The 19219-nt window shown below is 50.1% G+C and carries 20 protein-coding genes and 1 tRNA gene; 20 read left to right on the top strand and 1 reads right to left on the bottom strand.

Going from position 1 to position 19219, the window contains the following annotated elements:
• The first annotated feature begins 21 nt into the window (after positions 1–21).
• From dnaJ to thiI, 5 genes are all read left to right on the top strand, one after another.
• A complete protein-coding gene (gene dnaJ / locus ACLTOQ_RS03555) occupies positions 22–1203 on the top strand; it encodes a molecular chaperone DnaJ (RefSeq protein WP_337560797.1) in 1182 nt (393 codons plus the stop codon).
• Positions 1204–1329: 126 nt separating this feature from the next.
• Positions 1330–2334: a 50S ribosomal protein L11 methyltransferase gene (gene prmA, locus ACLTOQ_RS03560; protein WP_021914780.1), complete on the top strand. Its 1005-nt coding sequence runs from the start codon at positions 1330–1332 to the stop codon at positions 2332–2334.
• Positions 2335–2409: 75 nt separating this feature from the next.
• Positions 2410–3162, top strand: coding sequence for a 16S rRNA (uracil(1498)-N(3))-methyltransferase (locus ACLTOQ_RS03565; protein ID WP_021914779.1), 753 nt, complete (start codon positions 2410–2412; stop codon positions 3160–3162).
• A 78-nt stretch (positions 3163–3240) separates the two neighbouring features.
• Complete coding sequence (locus ACLTOQ_RS03570; protein ID WP_021914778.1) at positions 3241–4401, top strand: cysteine desulfurase family protein; 1161 nt, start codon at positions 3241–3243, stop codon at positions 4399–4401.
• Positions 4402–4523: 122 nt separating this feature from the next.
• Positions 4524–5711, top strand: a complete 1188-nt coding sequence (gene thiI, locus ACLTOQ_RS03575) for a tRNA uracil 4-sulfurtransferase ThiI (protein ID WP_117961430.1) — start codon at positions 4524–4526, stop codon at positions 5709–5711.
• 148 nt (positions 5712–5859) lie between these two features.
• On the opposite strand, the gene ACLTOQ_RS03580 is transcribed toward thiI, so the two are convergent.
• Positions 5860–6093, bottom strand: a complete 234-nt coding sequence (locus ACLTOQ_RS03580) for an HPr family phosphocarrier protein (RefSeq protein ID WP_021914776.1) — start codon at positions 6091–6093, stop codon at positions 5860–5862.
• Positions 6094–6193: 100 nt separating this feature from the next.
• Here ACLTOQ_RS03580 and mtaB point away from each other — a divergent pair, with 100 nt between their 5' ends.
• The 15 genes from mtaB (at position 6194) to ACLTOQ_RS03655 (ending at position 19212) form a co-directional block, all read left to right on the top strand.
• Positions 6194–7576: a tRNA (N(6)-L-threonylcarbamoyladenosine(37)-C(2))-methylthiotransferase MtaB gene (gene mtaB / locus ACLTOQ_RS03585; RefSeq protein ID WP_412318767.1), complete on the top strand. Its 1383-nt coding sequence runs from the start codon at positions 6194–6196 to the stop codon at positions 7574–7576.
• 51 nt (positions 7577–7627) lie between these two features.
• A complete protein-coding gene (locus ACLTOQ_RS03590) occupies positions 7628–7894 on the top strand; it encodes an IreB family regulatory phosphoprotein (RefSeq protein WP_021914774.1) in 267 nt (88 codons plus the stop codon).
• 30 nt (positions 7895–7924) lie between these two features.
• Positions 7925–8371, top strand: a complete 447-nt coding sequence (gene ruvX, locus ACLTOQ_RS03595; RefSeq protein WP_021914773.1) for a Holliday junction resolvase RuvX — start codon at positions 7925–7927, stop codon at positions 8369–8371.
• 3 nt (positions 8372–8374) lie between these two features.
• The gene (locus ACLTOQ_RS03600; RefSeq protein ID WP_021914772.1) at positions 8375–8635 is read left to right on the top strand and encodes a DUF1292 domain-containing protein; all 261 of its coding nucleotides are present in this window, start codon (positions 8375–8377) and stop codon (positions 8633–8635) included.
• Between the two features lie 73 nt (positions 8636–8708).
• Positions 8709–10388, top strand: coding sequence for a ribonuclease J (locus ACLTOQ_RS03605; protein WP_021914771.1), 1680 nt, complete (start codon positions 8709–8711; stop codon positions 10386–10388).
• 13 nt (positions 10389–10401) lie between these two features.
• Positions 10402–10728 carry a YlbF family regulator gene (locus tag ACLTOQ_RS03610; protein WP_021914770.1) on the top strand — a complete coding sequence of 109 codons (327 nt, stop codon included), beginning with the start codon at positions 10402–10404 and terminating at the stop codon, positions 10726–10728.
• Positions 10721–11140 carry a hypothetical protein gene (locus tag ACLTOQ_RS03615; RefSeq protein WP_412318768.1) on the top strand — a complete coding sequence of 140 codons (420 nt, stop codon included), beginning with the start codon at positions 10721–10723 and terminating at the stop codon, positions 11138–11140. Before ACLTOQ_RS03610 ends, ACLTOQ_RS03615 begins: the two co-directional genes overlap by 8 nt.
• Positions 11137–11805 carry an O-methyltransferase gene (locus ACLTOQ_RS03620; protein WP_262587914.1) on the top strand — a complete coding sequence of 223 codons (669 nt, stop codon included), beginning with the start codon at positions 11137–11139 and terminating at the stop codon, positions 11803–11805. The genes ACLTOQ_RS03615 and ACLTOQ_RS03620 overlap by 4 nt, the downstream gene beginning before the upstream one ends.
• A gap of 26 nt (positions 11806–11831) precedes the next feature.
• Complete coding sequence (locus ACLTOQ_RS03625) at positions 11832–13097, top strand: U32 family peptidase (protein WP_349173686.1); 1266 nt, start codon at positions 11832–11834, stop codon at positions 13095–13097.
• Positions 13094–15217 (top strand): glutamine synthetase III, encoded by a 2124-nt coding sequence (locus ACLTOQ_RS03630; RefSeq protein WP_021914766.1) that lies wholly within the window; start codon positions 13094–13096, stop codon positions 15215–15217. The genes ACLTOQ_RS03625 and ACLTOQ_RS03630 overlap by 4 nt, the downstream gene beginning before the upstream one ends.
• 178 nt (positions 15218–15395) lie before the next feature.
• Positions 15396–15468 (top strand) — tRNA-Gln (locus ACLTOQ_RS03635).
• A gap of 136 nt (positions 15469–15604) precedes the next feature.
• Positions 15605–16312, top strand: coding sequence for an acyl-[acyl-carrier-protein] thioesterase (locus ACLTOQ_RS03640; protein WP_412318769.1), 708 nt, complete (start codon positions 15605–15607; stop codon positions 16310–16312).
• Between the two features lie 11 nt (positions 16313–16323).
• The gene (locus ACLTOQ_RS03645) at positions 16324–17157 is read left to right on the top strand and encodes a S1 RNA-binding domain-containing protein (protein WP_412271902.1); all 834 of its coding nucleotides are present in this window, start codon (positions 16324–16326) and stop codon (positions 17155–17157) included.
• A 102-nt stretch (positions 17158–17259) separates the two neighbouring features.
• Positions 17260–17928: a WecB/TagA/CpsF family glycosyltransferase gene (locus ACLTOQ_RS03650; RefSeq protein ID WP_021914763.1), complete on the top strand. Its 669-nt coding sequence runs from the start codon at positions 17260–17262 to the stop codon at positions 17926–17928.
• A gap of 195 nt (positions 17929–18123) precedes the next feature.
• Complete coding sequence (locus ACLTOQ_RS03655; RefSeq protein ID WP_412318770.1) at positions 18124–19212, top strand: PucR family transcriptional regulator; 1089 nt, start codon at positions 18124–18126, stop codon at positions 19210–19212.
• Positions 19213–19219: the final 7 nt, after the last annotated feature.

Raw genomic sequence — 19219 nt, forward strand, 5'->3', positions numbered from 1 at the left:
TTTAATAGAGGAGTTTGAATTATGGCGGAACAGAAAAGAGATTATTACGAAGTCCTCGGTGTTGACAAAAATGCCGATGACGCCGCTCTCAAAAAGGCATATCGTGCTCTTGCCAAGAAATATCATCCGGATATGAACCCTGGAGATAAAGAAGCAGAAAAGAAGTTTAAGGAAGCATCCGAAGCATATGCTGTTTTGAGTGATCCCGAAAAGAGACGTCAGTACGATCAGTTCGGACATGCGGCATTTGACGGTGGCGCCGGCGGAGCTGGCGGCTTCGGCGGTTTTGATTTTAACGGCGCAGATTTTGGAGACATTTTTGGGGATATTTTCGGAGATCTCTTTGGCGGACGCAGAGGCTCTGCCGGCGCAAGAAGCGGTCCCATGAAGGGAGCAAACCTGCGCACCAGCGTCAGAATCACCTTTGAAGAGGCTGTATTCGGTACAGAAAAAGAAATCGAGCTGACGGTGAAGGAAGAGTGTAAGACCTGTCACGGCACAGGCGCGAAGCCGGGAACCAGCCCGGAAACCTGTCCGAAGTGCGGCGGCAAGGGTCAGGTTGTATTTACGCAGCAGTCCTTCTTTGGAACAGTCCGCAACGTTCAGGCGTGCCCGGACTGCGGCGGTACCGGTAAGATTATCAAAGAAAAGTGTACCGATTGTCACGGAAGCGGTTTTGTTCCGATGAAGAAACGGTTTGCAGTCACGATTCCGGCAGGTATCGACAACGGTCAGTGCAAGAGACTGGCAGGACAGGGCGAGCCCGGTATCAATGGCGGTCCGAGAGGTGATGTCCTGGTAGAAGTTATCGTTGGACAGCATCCGATTTTCCAGCGTCAGGATACCAACATCTACTCCACTGTTCCGGTTTCCTTTGCAGTGGCGGCACTGGGCGGCGAAGTTGTCATCGATACCGTGGATGGTAAGGTGATTTATGACGTCAAGGCAGGCACCCAGACTGATACGAGAGTTCGTTTAAAAGGCAAGGGCGTACCGTCTCTGCGCAACAAGGATCTGCGCGGCGATCATTATGTAACTCTGGTTGTACAGACTCCCGAACATCTTTCTGCAGAAGCAAAAGAGCTGCTGCGCAAGTTCGACGAAGCGACAGAAGACAGCTTACATGCGGCAGAACGCATCAACAGCGGCGAAGCTCCGCATAAAGAAAAGAAAAAGCGCGGATTTTTCAATAAAGACAAATAACGCGAGTGGACTGTAACATGTAATTCAGGAAGTGGCAGGCGTTTTGTGCATTTTGCGGATGCACAAGCGCCTGTTTTTGTGTTATAGTAAAAAACTGAGTTAGTGTGTTTTCGGGAGGTGTTTCAGATGAAGTGGAAAAAATTTAAAATAAAAACCGTGACAGATGCAGAAGATATTATTATCAGCACCCTGTACGATATCGGGCTGGAGGGTGCGCAGATCGAGGACAAGGTTCCGTTGACAGCGCTGGAAAAGGAGCAGATGTTTGTAGACATTCTGCCGGACGGCCCTGCGGACGACGGCATCGCATATCTGAGCTTTTTTGTGGAAGAAAAAGAGGACGGCAGTCTGGAATTAAACGGCGAGCCTGTGACCGAAGCGCAGATCTGCGAAAAGGTGAAGGAAGAGCTGGACGGTCTGCGCATGTTCTGTGAGATCGGGGAAGGCAGCATTGCGGTAGATGAAACCGAGGATATCGACTGGATCAACAATTGGAAGCAGTATTTCCATCAGTTTTACATCGACGATCTTCTGGTAATTCCGTCCTGGGAGGAAGTCAAACCGGAGGATCAGGGCAAGATGATCCTGCACATTGATCCGGGCACGGCGTTCGGAACCGGTATGCATGAGACAACGCAGCTGTGCATTCGTCAGCTGAAAAAATTTATCACACCGGAGACAGAGCTTTTGGATGTGGGAACCGGCAGCGGTATTCTGGCAATTCTATCTCTGATGTACGGCGCAAAGCATGCGGTCGGAACAGACCTCGATCCCTGCGCGGTGGATGCGGTTGCGGACAATATGGCAAACAACGGCATTGCACCGGAGCAGTTTGAAATGATGATCGGAAATATCATCAATGACAAGGCAGTCCAGGATCAGGTGGGCTATGAAAAATACGATATCGTCGTTGCGAATATTTTAGCGGACGTTCTGGTTCCTTTGACACCCGTGATCGTAAATCAGCTGAAAGAAGGCGGCATTTACATCACATCCGGTATCATCGATGATAAGGAAACGGTCGTAACGGAGGCGGTAAAGGCAGCAGGCCTGGAACTGCTCGAGGTAACATATCAGGGCGAATGGGTCAGCGTGACCGCACGGAAGAAGGAAACGCAGTGCGCAGGATGAAATGAAATGCAACACAACACAGGTTGAAGCGCGTCGTACAGACGAAAAGAAACCAAAAGGGGCGTCGGAAATCAAATGTATCAGTTTTTTGTGGAGCCTTCCCAGATCCAGGGCAATCGGATTGTGATAACGGGAAGCGATGTCAACCATATTAAAAATGTGCTTCGGATGAAGCCGGGCGAAGAAATTGCAGTATCCAACGGTACAGACGGCAAGGAATACCGCTGCGGGATCGAAGAGCTTCTGGAGGAGGAAATTATCTGTACGCTGCGGTTTATCAAAGAAGACGGGCTGGAGCTGCCTGCGCGGGTGACTTTTTTCCAGGGGCTGCCCAAGGCGGACAAGATGGAATTTATCGTGCAGAAGCTGGTGGAACTCGGCGCATACCGGATTGTGCCGGTGGCGTTGAAACGCAGTGTCGTTCATCTGGATGAAAAAAAGGCGAAAGCGCGGCAGGCGCGCTGGCAGTCGATCGCAGAAGCAGCAGCGAAGCAGAGCAAGCGCCGGATTGTGCCGGAGGTTGGGGCAGTCTGCACTTTAAAGGAAGCGCTGGAACAGACGAAGCAGATGGATTTAAAACTGATTCCCTACGAGCTTTCCGAAGGAATGATGCGGACGAGGAAGCTGATCGAAAGCGCAGCGCCCGGTCAGGAAATCGGTGTGTTTATCGGTCCGGAGGGCGGCTTTGAAGAGGCAGAGGTAGAGCTTGCGATGCAGTCCGGATTTATGCCGGTAACACTGGGCAAACGGATTTTGCGGACGGAGACAGCGGGGCTGACCGTGATGGCGTGGCTGATGTACCAGTTGGAAGACTCCGGCATATCATAAAGCAGGAAACGGTTTGCCCTGTGGCGACCGGGTTCAAACGGATTTTTTCGAGATTTTGGAAAAAGCAGGTGAAAGGTTATGGAATGTTATCTGGACAACTCGGCTACAACGCGGTGTCTGGACAGCGCGGCAGCGCTGATGGCCGGGATTTTATGTACGGACTACGGAAATCCGTCCAGTTTGCATCATAAAGGGGTGCAGGCGGAGGAATATGTCCGCCATGCGCGGGAAGTGATTGCAAAGACGTTAAAGGTTACGCCCAAGGAGATCTTCTTTACCTCCGGCGGGACGGAGTCGGATAATCTGGCGCTGCGCGGTGCAGCGTATGCAAATGCACGGCAGGGCAAGCATCTGATTACGACATCGATTGAGCATCCGGCGATCCTCAATACGATGCAGTATCTGGAGCAGCAGGGCTTTGAGGTGACGTATCTGCCGGTCGATGAAAACGGAAAAATCCGTTTGTCCGATCTGGAAGCGGCGATCCGTCCGGATACGATTCTGGTTTCGATCATGCACACGAATAATGAGATCGGAGCCCTTGAGCCGATCGCAGAGGCGGGCGAGCTGATCAAACGCGTCAATCCGAACACGCTGTTCCACGTGGACGCGGTGCAGGGCTATGGCAAGGCAAAAATTCTGCCGAAACGGATGAAAATCGACATGCTGTCTGTTTCGGGACACAAAATCCACGGACCGAAGGGAATCGGATTTTTGTATGTCGGGGATCGCGTGAAAATCCGTCCCATCGTGTTCGGCGGCGGACAGGAGCGGGGACTGCGCTCCGGTACAGAAAATGTTCCGGCAATCGCAGGCATGGGAAAAGCTGCAGAGGAGATGTATCAGAACCTGGATACCGATCTGGATCGGATGTATGCGCTGAAACAACGACTTGCCGACGGCATTTCCACGATGGAAAACGTGCGGATCAATGGACTTTGCGGACGGGACAGCGCACCGCATGTGTTGAGCGTGTCGTTTGCAGGTGTGCGCAGCGAGGTGCTTCTGCATGCGCTGGAGGAACGGGAAATCTATGTGTCCGCAGGAAGCGCGTGCGCATCGAACCACCCGGATACGTCAGGAAGCGCGACGCTTCGGGCGATCGGTCTGCCGAAGGAACTGTTAAATTCGACGATCCGTTTCAGCCTTTCTGTCTTTACGACAGAGGAAGAAATTGATTATACAGTACAGGTGCTGCACGAGCTGGTTCCGATGCTGCGCCGGTTTACCAGAAGATAAGAGGATACCTCCGCTTTTGAGGTGCAGACGACCGGGAAAGCGGGAGAGCAATACGCTGCAGCCTGCCTGCGGTCGGAGGACAGACGGTAGGCAAATGCTGCGGATAAAGAAAGGAAATGAGCATGTATAAAGCTTTTCTGATTAAATATGCAGAAATCGGCGTAAAGGGCAAAAACAGGGATCTGTTTGAGGAAGCGCTGGTTCGCCAGATCAAGTATGCGTTAAAGCGCTGCGAAGGAGAATTCCGGGTACGCCGAACGAGAGGACGTATCTATATTGATGTATTATCGGATGATTATGACTATGAAGAAACCATCGACAACTTGAAGACTGTCTGCGGCGTCAGCGCGATCTGTCCGATGGTTCAGCTCGAAGACGAAGGCTTCGACAAGCTGTGCGAGAGTGCGGTTTCCTATATGGACGAGCACTATCCGGACAAAAACATCACCTTCAAGGTCAATGCGCGCCGTGCCCGCAAAAACTATCCTGTGGAGTCGATGGAGATCAATGCATCTGTCGGTGAAAAGATCCTGCAGGCGTTCCCTGAGATCCGCGTGGACGTCCACAATCCTGACGTGATGCTTTATATCGAGGTACGCGAGCATATTTATATTTATTCGATCGAAATTCCCGGTCCCGGCGGTATGCCGGTCGGCACCAACGGTAAGGCAATGCTGCTGTTATCCGGCGGTATCGATTCTCCGGTTGCCGGATTTATGGTTGCAAAGAGAGGCGTCAAGATTGACGCGGTTTATTTCCATGCACCTCCGTATACCAGCGAGCGCGCAAAGCAGAAGGTTGTAGATCTTGCAAAGTTGGTAGCACGTTACAGCGGACCGATCTATCTGCATGTCATCAATTTTACGGAGATTCAGCTGGCGATTTATGAAAAGTGCCCGCACGATGAGCTGACGATCATTATGCGCCGTTATATGATGAAAATCGCGGAGGATATTGCAAAAAAGACGGAATGCCTCGGACTGATTACCGGTGAGAGCATCGGACAGGTTGCGAGCCAGACGATCCAGTCCCTCGCGGTAACGAATGAAGTCTGCACCCTGCCGGTATTCCGTCCTTGTATCGGGCTGGACAAGCAGGAGATCGTGGAGATTTCCGAAAAGATCGGTACCTATGAGACGTCAATCCTGCCGTTCGAGGATTGCTGTACGATTTTCGTCGCAAAGCATCCTGTTACCAAACCGAATCTCGCAGTGATCAAGCGCCATGAAGAGAACTTAAAGGACTGCATCGATGAAATGATGCAGCGTGCATTGGATACGGAAGAACTGATTGTGGTCGAGGCGCAGTAAGGCACCTTTGGGGCGCGTGCGGCAAGTCGCGTAAGTGACAAATTCCGAATTGCCGCACTGCGCATTCAGGCTTTTTTAGTTGTTTTCAGTATGAAAACAACTAAAAAAGCCCCCCGATCTCTCGGAGAGCTTTCTGATCCATTTTGAATTAGATCATGTAGGGCTTAAGAACTTCCAGTACAGCATCAACATTGGTGTCTTCTGCATGGATGTTTAAGTCGATCGGCTTGGAAAGATCCAGGCTGAAGATACCCATGATAGATTTAGCATCGATAACGTATCTGCCGGATACCAAGTCGAAATCGTAATCGAATTTGGTAATGTCGTTTACAAAAGATTTTACCTTATCGATAGAGTTTAAGGAAATCTGAACTGTTTTCATGATAACTACCTCCTTTGGGTTCACACTTTCTGATCTTATATTAGCAAACTATCGTCACAAAAGTCAATTATCAAACGTAACAAAAATGGTGGAGAATAATATGAAAAGTGTTGCATTACATAATTTAGGTTGCAAAGTGAATGCGTATGAGCTGGAGGTTATGCAACAAAAGTTACAAGATCGGGGATATAAAATTGTGCCTTTTGATTCCGATGCGGACATTTATATTGTAAATACCTGTACCGTAACCAACATTGCAGACCGGAAGAGCCGTCAGATGCTGCACCGGGCAAAGCACAGAAATCCGGACGCGGTTGTCGTTGCGGTCGGGTGCTTTGTACAGGCGGGCGAGGAAAACAGAATGGACGACTGCATTGATCTGGCGGTGGGAAACCAGCATAAAAAGGATATCGTGGAGATTTTGGAGGCGTATCTGGAGGAGCATACTGCAGACGCCAGTGCCGTGACAGACATCGGCGCTGTGCGGGAGTATGAGGAAATGCGCATGGAGCAGAGCACGGAGCACACGCGCGCGTATATCAAGATTCAGGACGGCTGCAACCAGTTCTGCTCGTATTGTATTATTCCATTTGTGCGTGGACGCGTCCGGAGCAGAAAGCAGGAGGATGTATTGGCTGAGGTGAGAGGGCTGGCGGAAAAAGGCTTTCAGGAGGTAGTCATCACCGGTATTCATTTGAGCTCCTACGGCATGGATTTTATCGGAGAGACGGACGGAGATTACCTGAAAAACGGAAAAGATCTGCGGGGAACGGCGTTTGAACGTGCCTATCTGGTTTCTTTGCTGGAGGAAATCGCAAAGGTGGACGGCATCCGCAGAATCCGTCTGGGTTCGCTGGAGCCCCGTATCATCACAGAAGAGTTTGCCGGACGGCTGGCGGCGATTCCGCAGCTTTGTCCGCATTTTCACCTGTCCCTGCAGAGTGGCTGCAATGAAACACTCAAGCGGATGAATAGACATTATACGGCGGAGGAATACTATGAAAAAGTGCAGATTCTCCGCAAGTGTTTTGAACATCCTGCGATTACGACGGATGTAATCGTCGGTTTCCCTGGAGAAACTGCGGAGGAATTTGCGGTGACGAAGACATTTCTGGAAAAGGTTCATTTCTTTGAAATGCATATTTTCAAATATTCCCGCAGAAAAGGTACGGTTGCAGACAAACTGCCCGGACAGCTGACGGACGCTCAGAAGACGGAACGCAGCGGACAGCTGCTGGCGCTGGAAAAGGAACAGTCCAGAGAATTCCGTGCGCATTATCTGGGACAGGAAGTGGAAGTCCTGATCGAAGAGCAGAAGGAGATCGGCGGAAAGGTATACTGGCTCGGTCATACGGATACCTATGTAAAGGCTGCGTTTGCGGCGGACAGTGCAGAATGCATGGATTATTCGAACCGGCTGGTGCACGGACGAGCGGTTTCTTTCCTGTCGGACGAGGTTTTGGAAATTGCATTGAATTTTTAAGAGAAGTAGGGTAAGATAAGATATAGAGCTTTGAACAAAGGACGTGACAATATGCAGGATTTGGAAAATACACAGTATTTTAAAGTAGAAGTAGAGCCGGAAAATGGCGTAAAAATGATCCTTTCTGAAGTGTATGAAGCACTTTCTGAAAAAGGCTATGATCCGGTGAGTCAGATTGTCGGCTATATTATGTCCGGAGATCCGACCTATATTACCAGCTATCGCAACGCACGCGGTCTGATCGGACGGGTGGAGCGCGACGAGCTGGTTGAGGAAATGCTCAAGGAGTACATCGAGAAGAATCACTGGAAGCGCTGAGCGACCAGAGGAACAACAAGGAGAAGCGGGATGCGAGTGATGGGGCTTGATTTCGGTTCCAAGACAGTGGGAGTTGCCATCAGCGACCCGCTTTTTGTGACTGCCCAGGGAATCGAAATCATCAGAAGAAAAGAAGAGAATAAGCTGCGCCATACGCTGCAGCGAATTGAAGAACTGATCGGAGAATACGAGGTCGGGCAGATTGTGCTCGGTCTTCCGAAAAATATGAACGCCACAGAGGGAGAGCGCGTGGAGAAGACGAAGGAATTTGCGGATAAGCTGGCACGCAGAACCGGACTTCCGGTGGCATTTATGGATGAGAGACTGACGACGGTTGCAGCGGACCGCACGATGATGGAAGTCGGCGTGCGCCGGGAAAACCGGAAGGAATATGTGGATATGATTGCAGCTGTGCTGATTTTACAGGAATATCTGGACAGACAGCGGATGCAGACAGAGAACGGACAGGAGAATTAAGCTTTGGAAAAGATTACATTTTGCCCGGAGGACGGGGAAGCCGTTGAATTTTTTGTGCTGGAACAGACCAGACTCGGCGGAGTTGATTATATTTTGGTAACAGACAGTGAAGACGACGATGCGGAAGCGCTGATTTTAAAGGATGTTTCTGCGCCGGAGGACGAAGAAGCCATTTACAGCATCGTAGATGACGATAAAGAAATGGATGCAGTGGCTGCGATTTTTACAGATATGCTCGAGGATATTGAGCTTGAAAAGGAATAAATGCAAGCACCTTTTTCGTGCAGCACAACGTGATTTATCCCTGCTATAAAAATAAAAATGGAGGTAATTTTGCTTGAAAAGAACAAAAAAAGTGAATATTGACGGCCCCAGCCTGAAGATTATACCATTGGGCGGACTGGAGCAGATCGGAATGAACATTACTGCCTTTGAATACGAAGACAGTATTGTTGTAGTTGACTGCGGCCTTTCTTTTCCTGATGACGATATGCTGGGAATCGATCTGGTGATTCCGGACGTGACTTATTTAAAGGAAAATGCGGATCGGGTAAAGGGCTTTGTGATTACGCACGGTCATGAGGATCATATCGGAGCACTTCCGTATGTGCTGCGGGAGTTGAATATTCCGATCTATGCGACCAGACTGACGATGGGACTGATCGAAAACAAGCTGCGCGAGCACAATCTGCTCGGTCACACGAAGCGTAAGGTGATCAAATTCGGACAGTCCGTAAATCTGGGACAGTTTAGGATCGAATTTATCAAGACGAACCATAGCATCGTAGACGCGGCTGCACTGGCGATCCATTCTCCTGCGGGAACAGTTGTCCATACCGGTGACTTTAAGGTGGACTATACTCCGGTATTTGGTGAAGCAATCGATTTGCAGCGGTTCGCGGAGCTTGGCAAAAAAGGCGTGCTGGCGCTGATGTGTGATTCCACCAACGCGGAACGGAAAGGCTTTACACAGTCTGAGCGGACGGTAGGACATACTTTTGATACGATTTTCCATGAGCATCAGGGCTCTCGGCTGATCATTGCGACGTTTGCATCCAATGTGGACCGGGTACAGCAGATTATCAATACTGCACATAAATATGGACGAAAAGTTGTGGTTGAAGGCCGCAGCATGGTAAATATCATTGATACAGCCATGAACCTTGGCTGCATCAACATTCCGGAGAATACGCTGGTGGATATTGACCGCCTGAAGGATTATCCGGACGACAGAACCGTTATTATTACAACAGGCAGCCAGGGCGAAAACATGGCGGCGTTGAGCCGTATGGCATCGAGCGTTCACAGAAAGGTTTCCATCGGACCCAACGATACGATTATTTTCTCCTCGAATCCGATTCCCGGGAACGAAAAAGCTGTAACGAGAGTCATCAACGAGCTGGAGATGAAGGGTGCAGAGGTTATTTTCCAGGATGTCCATGTTTCCGGACATGCATGTCAGGAAGAGATCAAGCTGATTTATACGCTGGTTCATCCCAAATACGCGATTCCGGTGCACGGCGAATACAAGCACCTGAAGGCGCAGGCGGGCATTGCGCAGGAGCTCGGAATCCAGAAGGAAAATATTTTCATCCTGCGCTCCGGCAATGTTCTGGAATTAAATGAGGAAAAGGCTGGCGTGACCGGACAGGTTGCGGCTGGCGCAATTCTGGTAGATGGTCTTGGTATCGGTGATGTCGGAAACGTTGTGCTGCGTGACAGACAGCATCTGGCAGAGGACGGCATCATGATCGTTGTTGTTGCATTGGACAGCATCAGCGGACAGATCGCAAGCGGTCCGGATCTCGTATCCAGAGGCTTCGTTTACGTCAAAGAATCTGATGCACTGATGGACGAGGCACGCGACCTGATGGAAAACGTTATGGAGGGCTGCGTGAGCAGAGGCTGTACCGACTGGGGCAGAATCAAGACCGCGATCAAGGACAATTTAGGCGACTTTATCTGGAAAAAGACGAAGAGACGCCCGATGATTTTACCGATCATTATGGAAGTGTAAAGTAAGGGGAAACATGAGCAGAGTTGAGACAGCTTTGGAGGAACTGATTGCCGCGGTAATCGCTTCTGAAGAATACAGAGAATATGACAGACAGAAACAGATTATGAAGGAGCAACCGGAATTAAAAGCCCAGATCGACCGGTTCCGGCAGGAAAATTTTGAGCTGCAGAATTCGGTTCAGTCGGATGAGCTTTTTGACAGGACGGATGAATTTTCGAGGCGTCTGGAGGAGTTCCGCAAAAACCCGCTGGTGGACGCATTCCTGAACGCAGAGCTGGATTTTTGCAGGATGATTCAGGAGATCAACGGAAAAATCGTGGAGGCAGTGAACTTTGAGTAACAAGAAAAAAGCAAAGCATCAGTCGAAAAAAAACTCTGTGGCAAAAAATATTGCAGGCGGTGTGGTCGGAACGATTTTTAATGTGGTTCTGATCATTGTCGCTGTGATGCTGATCTACTATTTCGCAGTTTCCGCGTATAAGTACGGTGTGCGGATTTACGGGGAGCCTGCAATTTCGGAGGAACCCGGAACCGAAATAAACGTAACAATTACGGACGGAATGGATTTTAAAGGGATTGCGAAGCAGCTCTGCGAAAAGGGCCTGGTCCGGGAAGAGAGACTGTTTTATATTCAGGAGCGCTTATCCAACTATTCAGAGGACGGCTTTGTGGCGGGCGACTATGTGCTTTCCACTGCGATGACGCCGGATGAAATGATGGATGTGATGGGCGCAGGCGGAGACGATAAATGATTGTAGAAGAGAGAATGCGAACGTTTATCAATTCTCTGGACCCCGGAGAGCCTGCATGGCTGGACGAGATTCGCAGCAGTGCGCTGCAGGATAACGTGCCGATTATCCGGATGGAGATGGGAAGTCTGCTGCGTTTTCTATTGACTCTCAGACGGCCGTCTTCTATCCTTGAGGTAGGGACGGCCGTTGGTTATTCCGCTCTTTTTATGAGCGAATACATGCCGGAGAATTGCCATATTACGACGATTGAAAAATATGAAAAACGGATTCCGATCGCAAAACAGAACTTCAAAACAGCCGGTCGGGAGGACAAGATCACGCTGCTGGAGGGCGATGCAGCAGAAATTCTGGCAGAGCTGTCGCAGCCGTTTGATTTTATTTTTATGGATGCGGCGAAAGGACAGTATATGCACTTTTTGCCGGACGTCCTGCGCCTGCTTGCGCCGGGCGGTCTGCTGGTTTCGGATAATGTGCTGCAGGAAGGCAATATCATCGAATCCCGCTATGCGGTGTGCAGACGCGATCGGACGATTCATGCGAGGATGCGGGAATATTTATACACACTGACCCACCATGACGAGCTGGAAACGGTCGTGCTTCCGGTGGGAGACGGAGCGACGCTGAGCGTGAAGCTGCCCGAAAAAGAGCAGAACGCGCAGCCGTGAAATGGAGAATGAGGAGAGCAAATCAGATGAAAAAACCGGAATTGCTGATTCCGGCCGGCAGTCTTGAGGTGTTAAAGACTGCGGTCAATTTTGGAGCGGATGCAGTTTATATCGGCGGAGAGGCGTTTGGACTGCGGGCAAAGGCGAAGAATTTTTCCCCGGAGGATATGGCGGAGGGGATCGCCTATGCGCATGATCGGGGCGTTAAGGTCTATGTGACAGCGAATATTTTAGCGCATAACGGAGATCTGGAAGCGGCTTCGGATTATTTTATGGAGCTGAAGCACTTAAAAACAAAAGACGGCAGACCGGTTCCGCCGGATGCGCTGATTATTTCCGATCCCGGACTGTTCATGATTGCGAAGCGAGTGTGCCCGGAGATCGAGCTGCACATTTCCACGCAGGCAAACAGCACGAACTACGAGACGTGGCTGTTCTGGTGGAATCTGGGCGCAAAGCGTGTGGTTTCCGCCCGGGAGCTTTCCCTGGCAGAGCTGAAGAAAATCCGCAGCCATATTCCGTCTGATATGGAAATTGAGAGCTTTGTACACGGCGCGATGTGTATTTCCTATTCCGGCCGCTGCCTTCTGAGCAATTATTTTACCGGACGGGATGCCAACCGCGGTGCATGTACCCATCCGTGCCGCTGGAAATATGCGGTGATGGAGGAATCCAGACCGGGCGAATATCTGCCGGTTTATGAAAACGAAAGAGGAACGTTTATTTTCAATTCCAAGGATCTGTGTATGCTCGAGCATATTCCGGATCTGCTGGATGCGGGAATTGACAGCTTTAAAATAGAAGGACGGATGAAGACAGCGCTGTATGTGGCGACGGTGGCGCGGACATATCGGAAAGCGATTGATGACTGTCTGGAATCCGAAGAAAAATACCGCGCCAATATGGACTGGTACCACCGCGAAATTTCACGCTGTACCTATCGACAGTTTACGACGGGCTTTTATTACGGAAAGCCGAATGAAGAATCTCAGATTTATGATTCTAATACCTATCAAAGCGATGCAGTTTATCTGGGCACTGTTTACGAGACGGATCATAAGGGCCGTGCAAGAATCGAACAGCGCAATAAATTCTGCGTGGGCGATATGATCGAGATCATGAAACCGGACGGAAGAAATGTGGCATGTCAGGTGCTGCAGATCCAGGATGATCAGGAGGAAAAAATGGAGAGTGCGCCCCATCCGAAGCAGGAGCTGTGGCTGACGCTTTCGGAGGCCGCAGAAACGGGAGATTTACTTCGTACAATTGTCGAAAAGGAGACGGACGAATGAGTGAAGTGCTGAATGTGGAAAAGCTGTTTGGAGAAAATGTATTCACCCTTGGAAAGATGCAGGAGCGTCTTCCTAAAAAAGCGTTCGCAGAAGTCAAACGCGTCATGGAGCATGGCGGTGAGTTAGACAACGCGACAGCGGACGTTGTGGCAAAGACGATGAAGGACTGGGCAGTGGAGCATGGCGCGACCCATTACACGCACTGGTTCCAGCCGCTGACCGGCATCACGGCGGAGAAGCATGATTCCTTCGTGACACATCCGGATGAGAACGGAAAGATGCTGATGGAGTTTTCCGGCAAGGAGCTGATTAAGGGCGAGGCGGACGCTTCGTCATTTCCCTCCGGCGGTCTGCGTTCCACATTTGAAGCGAGAGGTTATACGGTATGGGATATCACTTCCCCTGCGTTTTTAAAAGAAGATGCGACGGGTGTGATTCTGTGTATCCCGACGGCGTTCTGCTCCTTTACAGGTGAGGCACTCGATAAAAAGACTCCGCTGCTTCGTTCGATGGAAGCAATTTCCGAGCAGGCGATGCGAATCGTTCGTCTGTTCAACAAAAACACGACGGCGACAAAAGTTACTCCGTCTGTCGGCGCGGAGCAGGAGTATTTCCTGATTGACCGGGCAAAATATTTACAGAGAAAAGACCTGATTTTTTCCGGCAGAACGCTGTTCGGCGCGCCCGCACCGAAAGGGCAGGAGCTGGAGGATCATTATTTCGGCGTGATCCGCGAGCGGATCGGTGCGTTTATGAAGGATTTAAACGTGGAGCTGTGGAAGCTCGGCGTGACGGCAAAGACGCAGCACAATGAGGTTGCACCCGCGCAGCACGAGCTTGCCCCGGTCTATGAAACTGCGAACATTGCAATGGATCACAACCAGCTTGTCATGGAGACGATGAAAAAGGTGGCAGAGCGTCATAACCTGCGCTGCCTGCTGCACGAAAAGCCGTTTGCAGGCGTTAACGGCTCCGGCAAGCACGACAACTGGTCGATTACGACGGATACCGGCATGAATCTGCTCGATCCCGGTGAGACGCCCAATGAAAATATTCAGTTTTTATTGGTGCTTGCCTGCGTTATCAAGGCTGTGGATACACATGCCGACCTGCTGCGCAGAAGCGCCTCCAACGTCGGTAACGATCTTCGTCTCGGCGCAAGCGAAGCGCCTCCGGCAATCGTTTCCGTATTTCTGGGCACACAGCTGGAGGATGTGGTAAGACAGCTTGTGGAAACCGGCGAAGCCCGTTCCTGCCTGGAGGGGTCTACGTTACATACCGGCGTTTCCACTGTGCCTGATCTGCCGATGGATGCGACGGACAGAAACCGTACTTCTCCGTTTGCCTTTACCGGAAACAAGTTCGAGTTCCGTATGGTCGGCTCTTCGGATTCGATCGGAAGCCCGACGACGACGATCAACGCAATTGTCGCAGAGGCGTTCTGCGAAGCTGCTGACCGACTGGAAGCTGCCGGGGAAGAAAATTTCGACATGGCGGTGCACGATCTGATTAAGGAATATATGACGGCACATCAGCGCATTCTTTTCAACGGAGACGGTTATTCGAAGGAATGGGAGAAAGAGGCGCAGCGACGCGGACTTCCGGTATTCCCGGGTATGATCGATTCGGTGGAGGCACTGACGACCGATAAGGCGATCCGGTTGTATGAGCGTTTCGGCATCTACAACCGTGCAGAGCTGGAATCCAGAAAAGAGATTGTTTACGAAACCTATGTCAAGACGATTCATATTGAGGCAAAGACGATGATCGATATGGCGTCGAAAGATATTCTCCCTGCCGTCATTCGGTACACAAAGACGTTGGCGGATACCATCGCTTCCCTGGAATCAGTCGGTGCAGACAGCAGCGTTTCAAAAACGCTGTTGAAGGATACCTCTGCTCTGCTGTCTCAGGCTTCCGCCGCGCTGGAAGACCTGAAACAAAAGGAAGCAGACGGAAACGTGCAGAAGAAAGATGCGAGAAAGCAGGCATTTTTTTATCGGGACGAGATCGTTCCTGCAATGGAAGCCCTGCGCGCACCGGTAGATGCGCTCGAGATGAAGGTAGACCGTTCGTTCTGGCCGATGCCCGGATATGCGGATTTGCTGTTTGAAGTGTAAAAACGCGTCAGCGGATTCGACGCAGGAAATCCTCGTGAATCCGCTGACGAAGCGGCAGGTGGATCTGGAAAAAATAAAAAATAAAAAATTTAAAAAAAGGCTTGCATTTTCTGTGAATGTGTTGTATATTAAATAAGCGCTGTGAGACAGGGAAACAAAATCACAGAGAACAAGACTTAGGGCTATCGCCAAACGGTAAGGCAACGGACTCTGACTCCGTCATTTTCCAGGTTCGAATCCTGGTAGCCCTGCTACAAACCCCGAAGGAAAATTCCTCCGGGGTTTTTGTTATAACGGCACAAAAAGGATGTCGGGTTGCCGAACCAAGTGATTCCTGCTATAATAATTGCAAAAGAGAGCACAGCCAGTACCGGAGGAAAGACGGATATGTATACATTTGACAGCAGAGTGCGCTACAGCGAAACCGGGGAAGAAGGATTGCTGAGCCTGCCGGCGATCGTGGATTATTTTCAGGATGTTTCGACGTTTCAGTCGGAGGATCTCGGAATTGGCATTGATTTTCTGAAAGAAAAGGATCTGCTCTGGGTGATGAGCGCGTGGCAGGTGGTTGTACACCGCTATCCGGCGCTCGGAGAAAAAATCAGGATCGGGACGATTCCATACGAGCTGCGCGGCTTTATGGGACTGCGTAATTTTTTTATGGACACGGAAGACGGAGAGCGGCTGGCGGAAGCGAATTCGGTCTGGTCTCTGATCAATCACAAAAAGGGCGTTCCGGTGCGGGTGCTGCCGGAGATGGTCGAAAAATACGACGTGAAAGAACGTTTGCAGATGGATTATGCGCCGCGTAAAATTGCAGTGCCCCAGGGCGGCATCAGACAGGAGCCTTTCCGAGTAGAAAGACAGCACTTAGATGGCAACCACCACGTCAATAATGGACAGTACATTTCTATGGCGATGGCGTATTTGCCGGAAAATTTTGCAATTAGACAGATGCGGGCGGAGTATAAAAAATCCGCACTGCTTCACGATATAGTGGTTCCGATCATTGTGACGGAGGCAGACCGCGTAACCGTTTCCCTGTGCAGCGAGGACGAAGCTCCGTTTGTGGTCGTCGAGCTGACAGGAAGATAAAGGAAAATAATATGCTGGAAATTGGAACAATTCAGAATTTGACAGTAGTAAAAAAAGTGGATTTCGGTGTTTATCTGGCAGAGCCCGGAGCAGAGGATAAAAGAGTGCTTCTTCCGGCAAGACAGGTTCCGCCGCAGACCTCGGTCGGGGATCAGATTGAGGTTTTCTTATATAAAGATTCGAGCGACCGGCTGATTTCAACAACGGCGCGCCCGAAGCTTTTGCTGGGTGAGGTTGTAGAGCTTACGGTTGCGCAGACTGCGAAAATGGGAGCATTTCTGGAATGGGGACTGGAAAAAGACCTCTTCCTTCCATTCAAGGAGCAGACCAGAAAGGTAAAAGAGGGCGACCGTTTCCCGGTTGCTTTGTATGTGGACAAGAGCGGGCGGCTCTGTGCGACGATGAAGGTATATCATTATCTGCGCACCGACAGCCCTTATCATAAGGATGACAGAGTGAGCGGCTGTCTGTATGAAATCAGCCGCCAGTTCGGCGCGTTCGTGGCAGTGGACAATCAATATTCCGCGCTGATTCCTCCGAAGGAAATGTACGGGGAATTAAAGGTCGGTGACCATGTGGAAGCCAGGGTTGTCCGGGTACATGAGGACGGCAAGCTGGATTTGAGCGTGCGGGAAAAGGCGTACCTGCAGATCGAGACGGATGCAGAGAAGGTCATGAAGCTGATCGACAGCTTCGACGGCGTGCTTCCGTTTACCGACAAGGCTTCTCCGGAGGTCATTCGCAGGGAGCTTGCGATGAGCAAAAACGAGTTCAAGCGTGCGGTCGGCAACCTGCTGAAAAACGGCAGGATTGAGATCACAGAAAAAGCGATCCGCAGGATATAAGGCGGCGGGTACGCTCCGTGGGGGCGGAGAGTGACGAAGCTGATACAACGGGGATGCGTTTCAAAGGCGTTTCGTTGTGAGAAAAGAAGTGAGTAGAGGGTTATGAGAAGGTATTCAGTTCTGGGAATTTCCTTAATGGATGTTTCCGCAAGAGAGGGCCTGCGCAGAGCGGAGCATTTTTTGCAGACCGGGGCACTCAATACAACAAGCTATATTAACGCGCAGTCTCTGTCGATGGCGTCCAGGGACGAACAGGTCAAGGAGTATCTGGAAGAGACGGATCTGATGTTCTGTCTGGAGCCAGATATTTTGGAGGCAGCAGGAATCGCATCTCCCGGCAGGGTTCGGGAAATCGAGGACCGGATGTTTTTGCGGGAGTTTTTGAAAAGACTGGCAAGACAGCATGACAAGGTTTATCTGCTGGGCGACACAGATAAACAGGCGCAGGAGCTGCAGGAGATGCTTCTAAACGCGCAGGAAAATTTAAATATCGTGGATGTGCGCGGCTACGAGGAATTTGAGTATCAGCCTCAGCGACTGATGAACGCGATGAACGAAGCTGCGCCGAAGGTGATTTTTTCCCGGATGACATATCCGCTGGATCTGGAGCTGATGCACAGCGGCCGCAAATTTTTAAACGCGGAGCTTTGGGTGGCGTTGCCGGAGACGAAATTAAAAGAAAAGGTGAGGACAACGTTCTGGAGAAAGGTGCGGAAAAAGATTTTTCAGAAAAAAGTTAATGAATATAATCTGGAAAAGGCGGAGCAATAAGTACTTCGCCTTTTATAGTTCCAAACAAAAGAACGTCTGGAATTCTGCTGTTATAGGTTTTGCATAAATTTTTTGCGATTTCCTATAGCTTTTTTTGTGGTTTTCTTTTAGAATATAGGTTGGGCATAGTAAAAATCGCAGGAGACAGACTGGTTTTTTTGTCGAAGAATGCGCGAAGTGAAGGAGACGGGGTTTATGATATCGAATCAGATTTTACAGAGTACACTGGATGGCCTGAAGGCGATTGCCAGAGTCGAATTATGTGTGATTGATGTGGATGGAAAGACCGCTGCGACGACAGCGGACGGACTGGAAGAATATCTGCCGCAGGCGAGAGCCTTTGTGGATTCCCCTGCAGACAGCCAGGAGGTTCAGGGAAATCAGTTTTTTAAGATCTATGACGAGCAGCAGCTGGAATATATTCTGATTGTAGGCGGCGCCGGTGAAAATATTTATATGATCGGCAAGATGGCTGCATTCCAGATTCAGAACCTGCTTGTGGCGTATAAAGAGCGCTTCGATAAGGATAACTTTATCAAAAACCTGTTGCTGGATAACCTGCTTTTGGTGGACATTTACAGCAGGGCGAAGAAGCTCTATATTCCGGTGGATGCGCAGCGAGTTGTCCTGATTATCGAATGCAGCGCGGGACGGGAGGATAACATCCTGGAGCAGATGCGTCCGGTATTTGGTAATAATAACCGGGATTTTATCACGGCAGTGGATGAGAATAACGTGATCATCGTGAAAACGCTGACCGAAAACGATGAAATGAAGGAGATTGAGCATTACACTGCAAACCTGATAGAATGGCTGGAAACAGAGGGCTATTCCGAAAGCCGCATTTCCTACGGTACAATCGTACAGGAAATCAAAGAAGTGAGCCGTTCCTACAAAGAAGCCAAGATGGCGATGGACGTCGGCAAGATTTTCTTTGACGAGAGAAGAGTAATCGCATACAGCGAGCTGGGCATTGGCCGTCTGATCTATCAGCTTCCGATTCCGCTTTGTAAGATGTTTATCCGGGAGATTTTCGGTGGAAAGAGTCCGGACGATTTTGACGAGGAGACGCTGACGACCATCAGCAAATTCTTCGAGAACAGCTTAAACGTATCGGAAACGAGCCGTCAGCTGTTTATCCACAGAAATACGCTGGTATATCGTCTGGATAAGCTTCAGAAGTCTACCGGGCTGGATCTGCGCGTATTTGAGGATGCGATTACATTCAAGATCGCACTCATGGTTGTAAAGTACATGAAGTACATGGAATTTTTTGAATATTAGGATGGTG

Origin of the sequence: Gallintestinimicrobium sp. (assembly GCF_046968865.1) — a bacterium.
Taxonomy (GTDB): domain Bacteria; phylum Bacillota; class Clostridia; order Lachnospirales; family Lachnospiraceae; genus Gallintestinimicrobium; species Gallintestinimicrobium propionicum.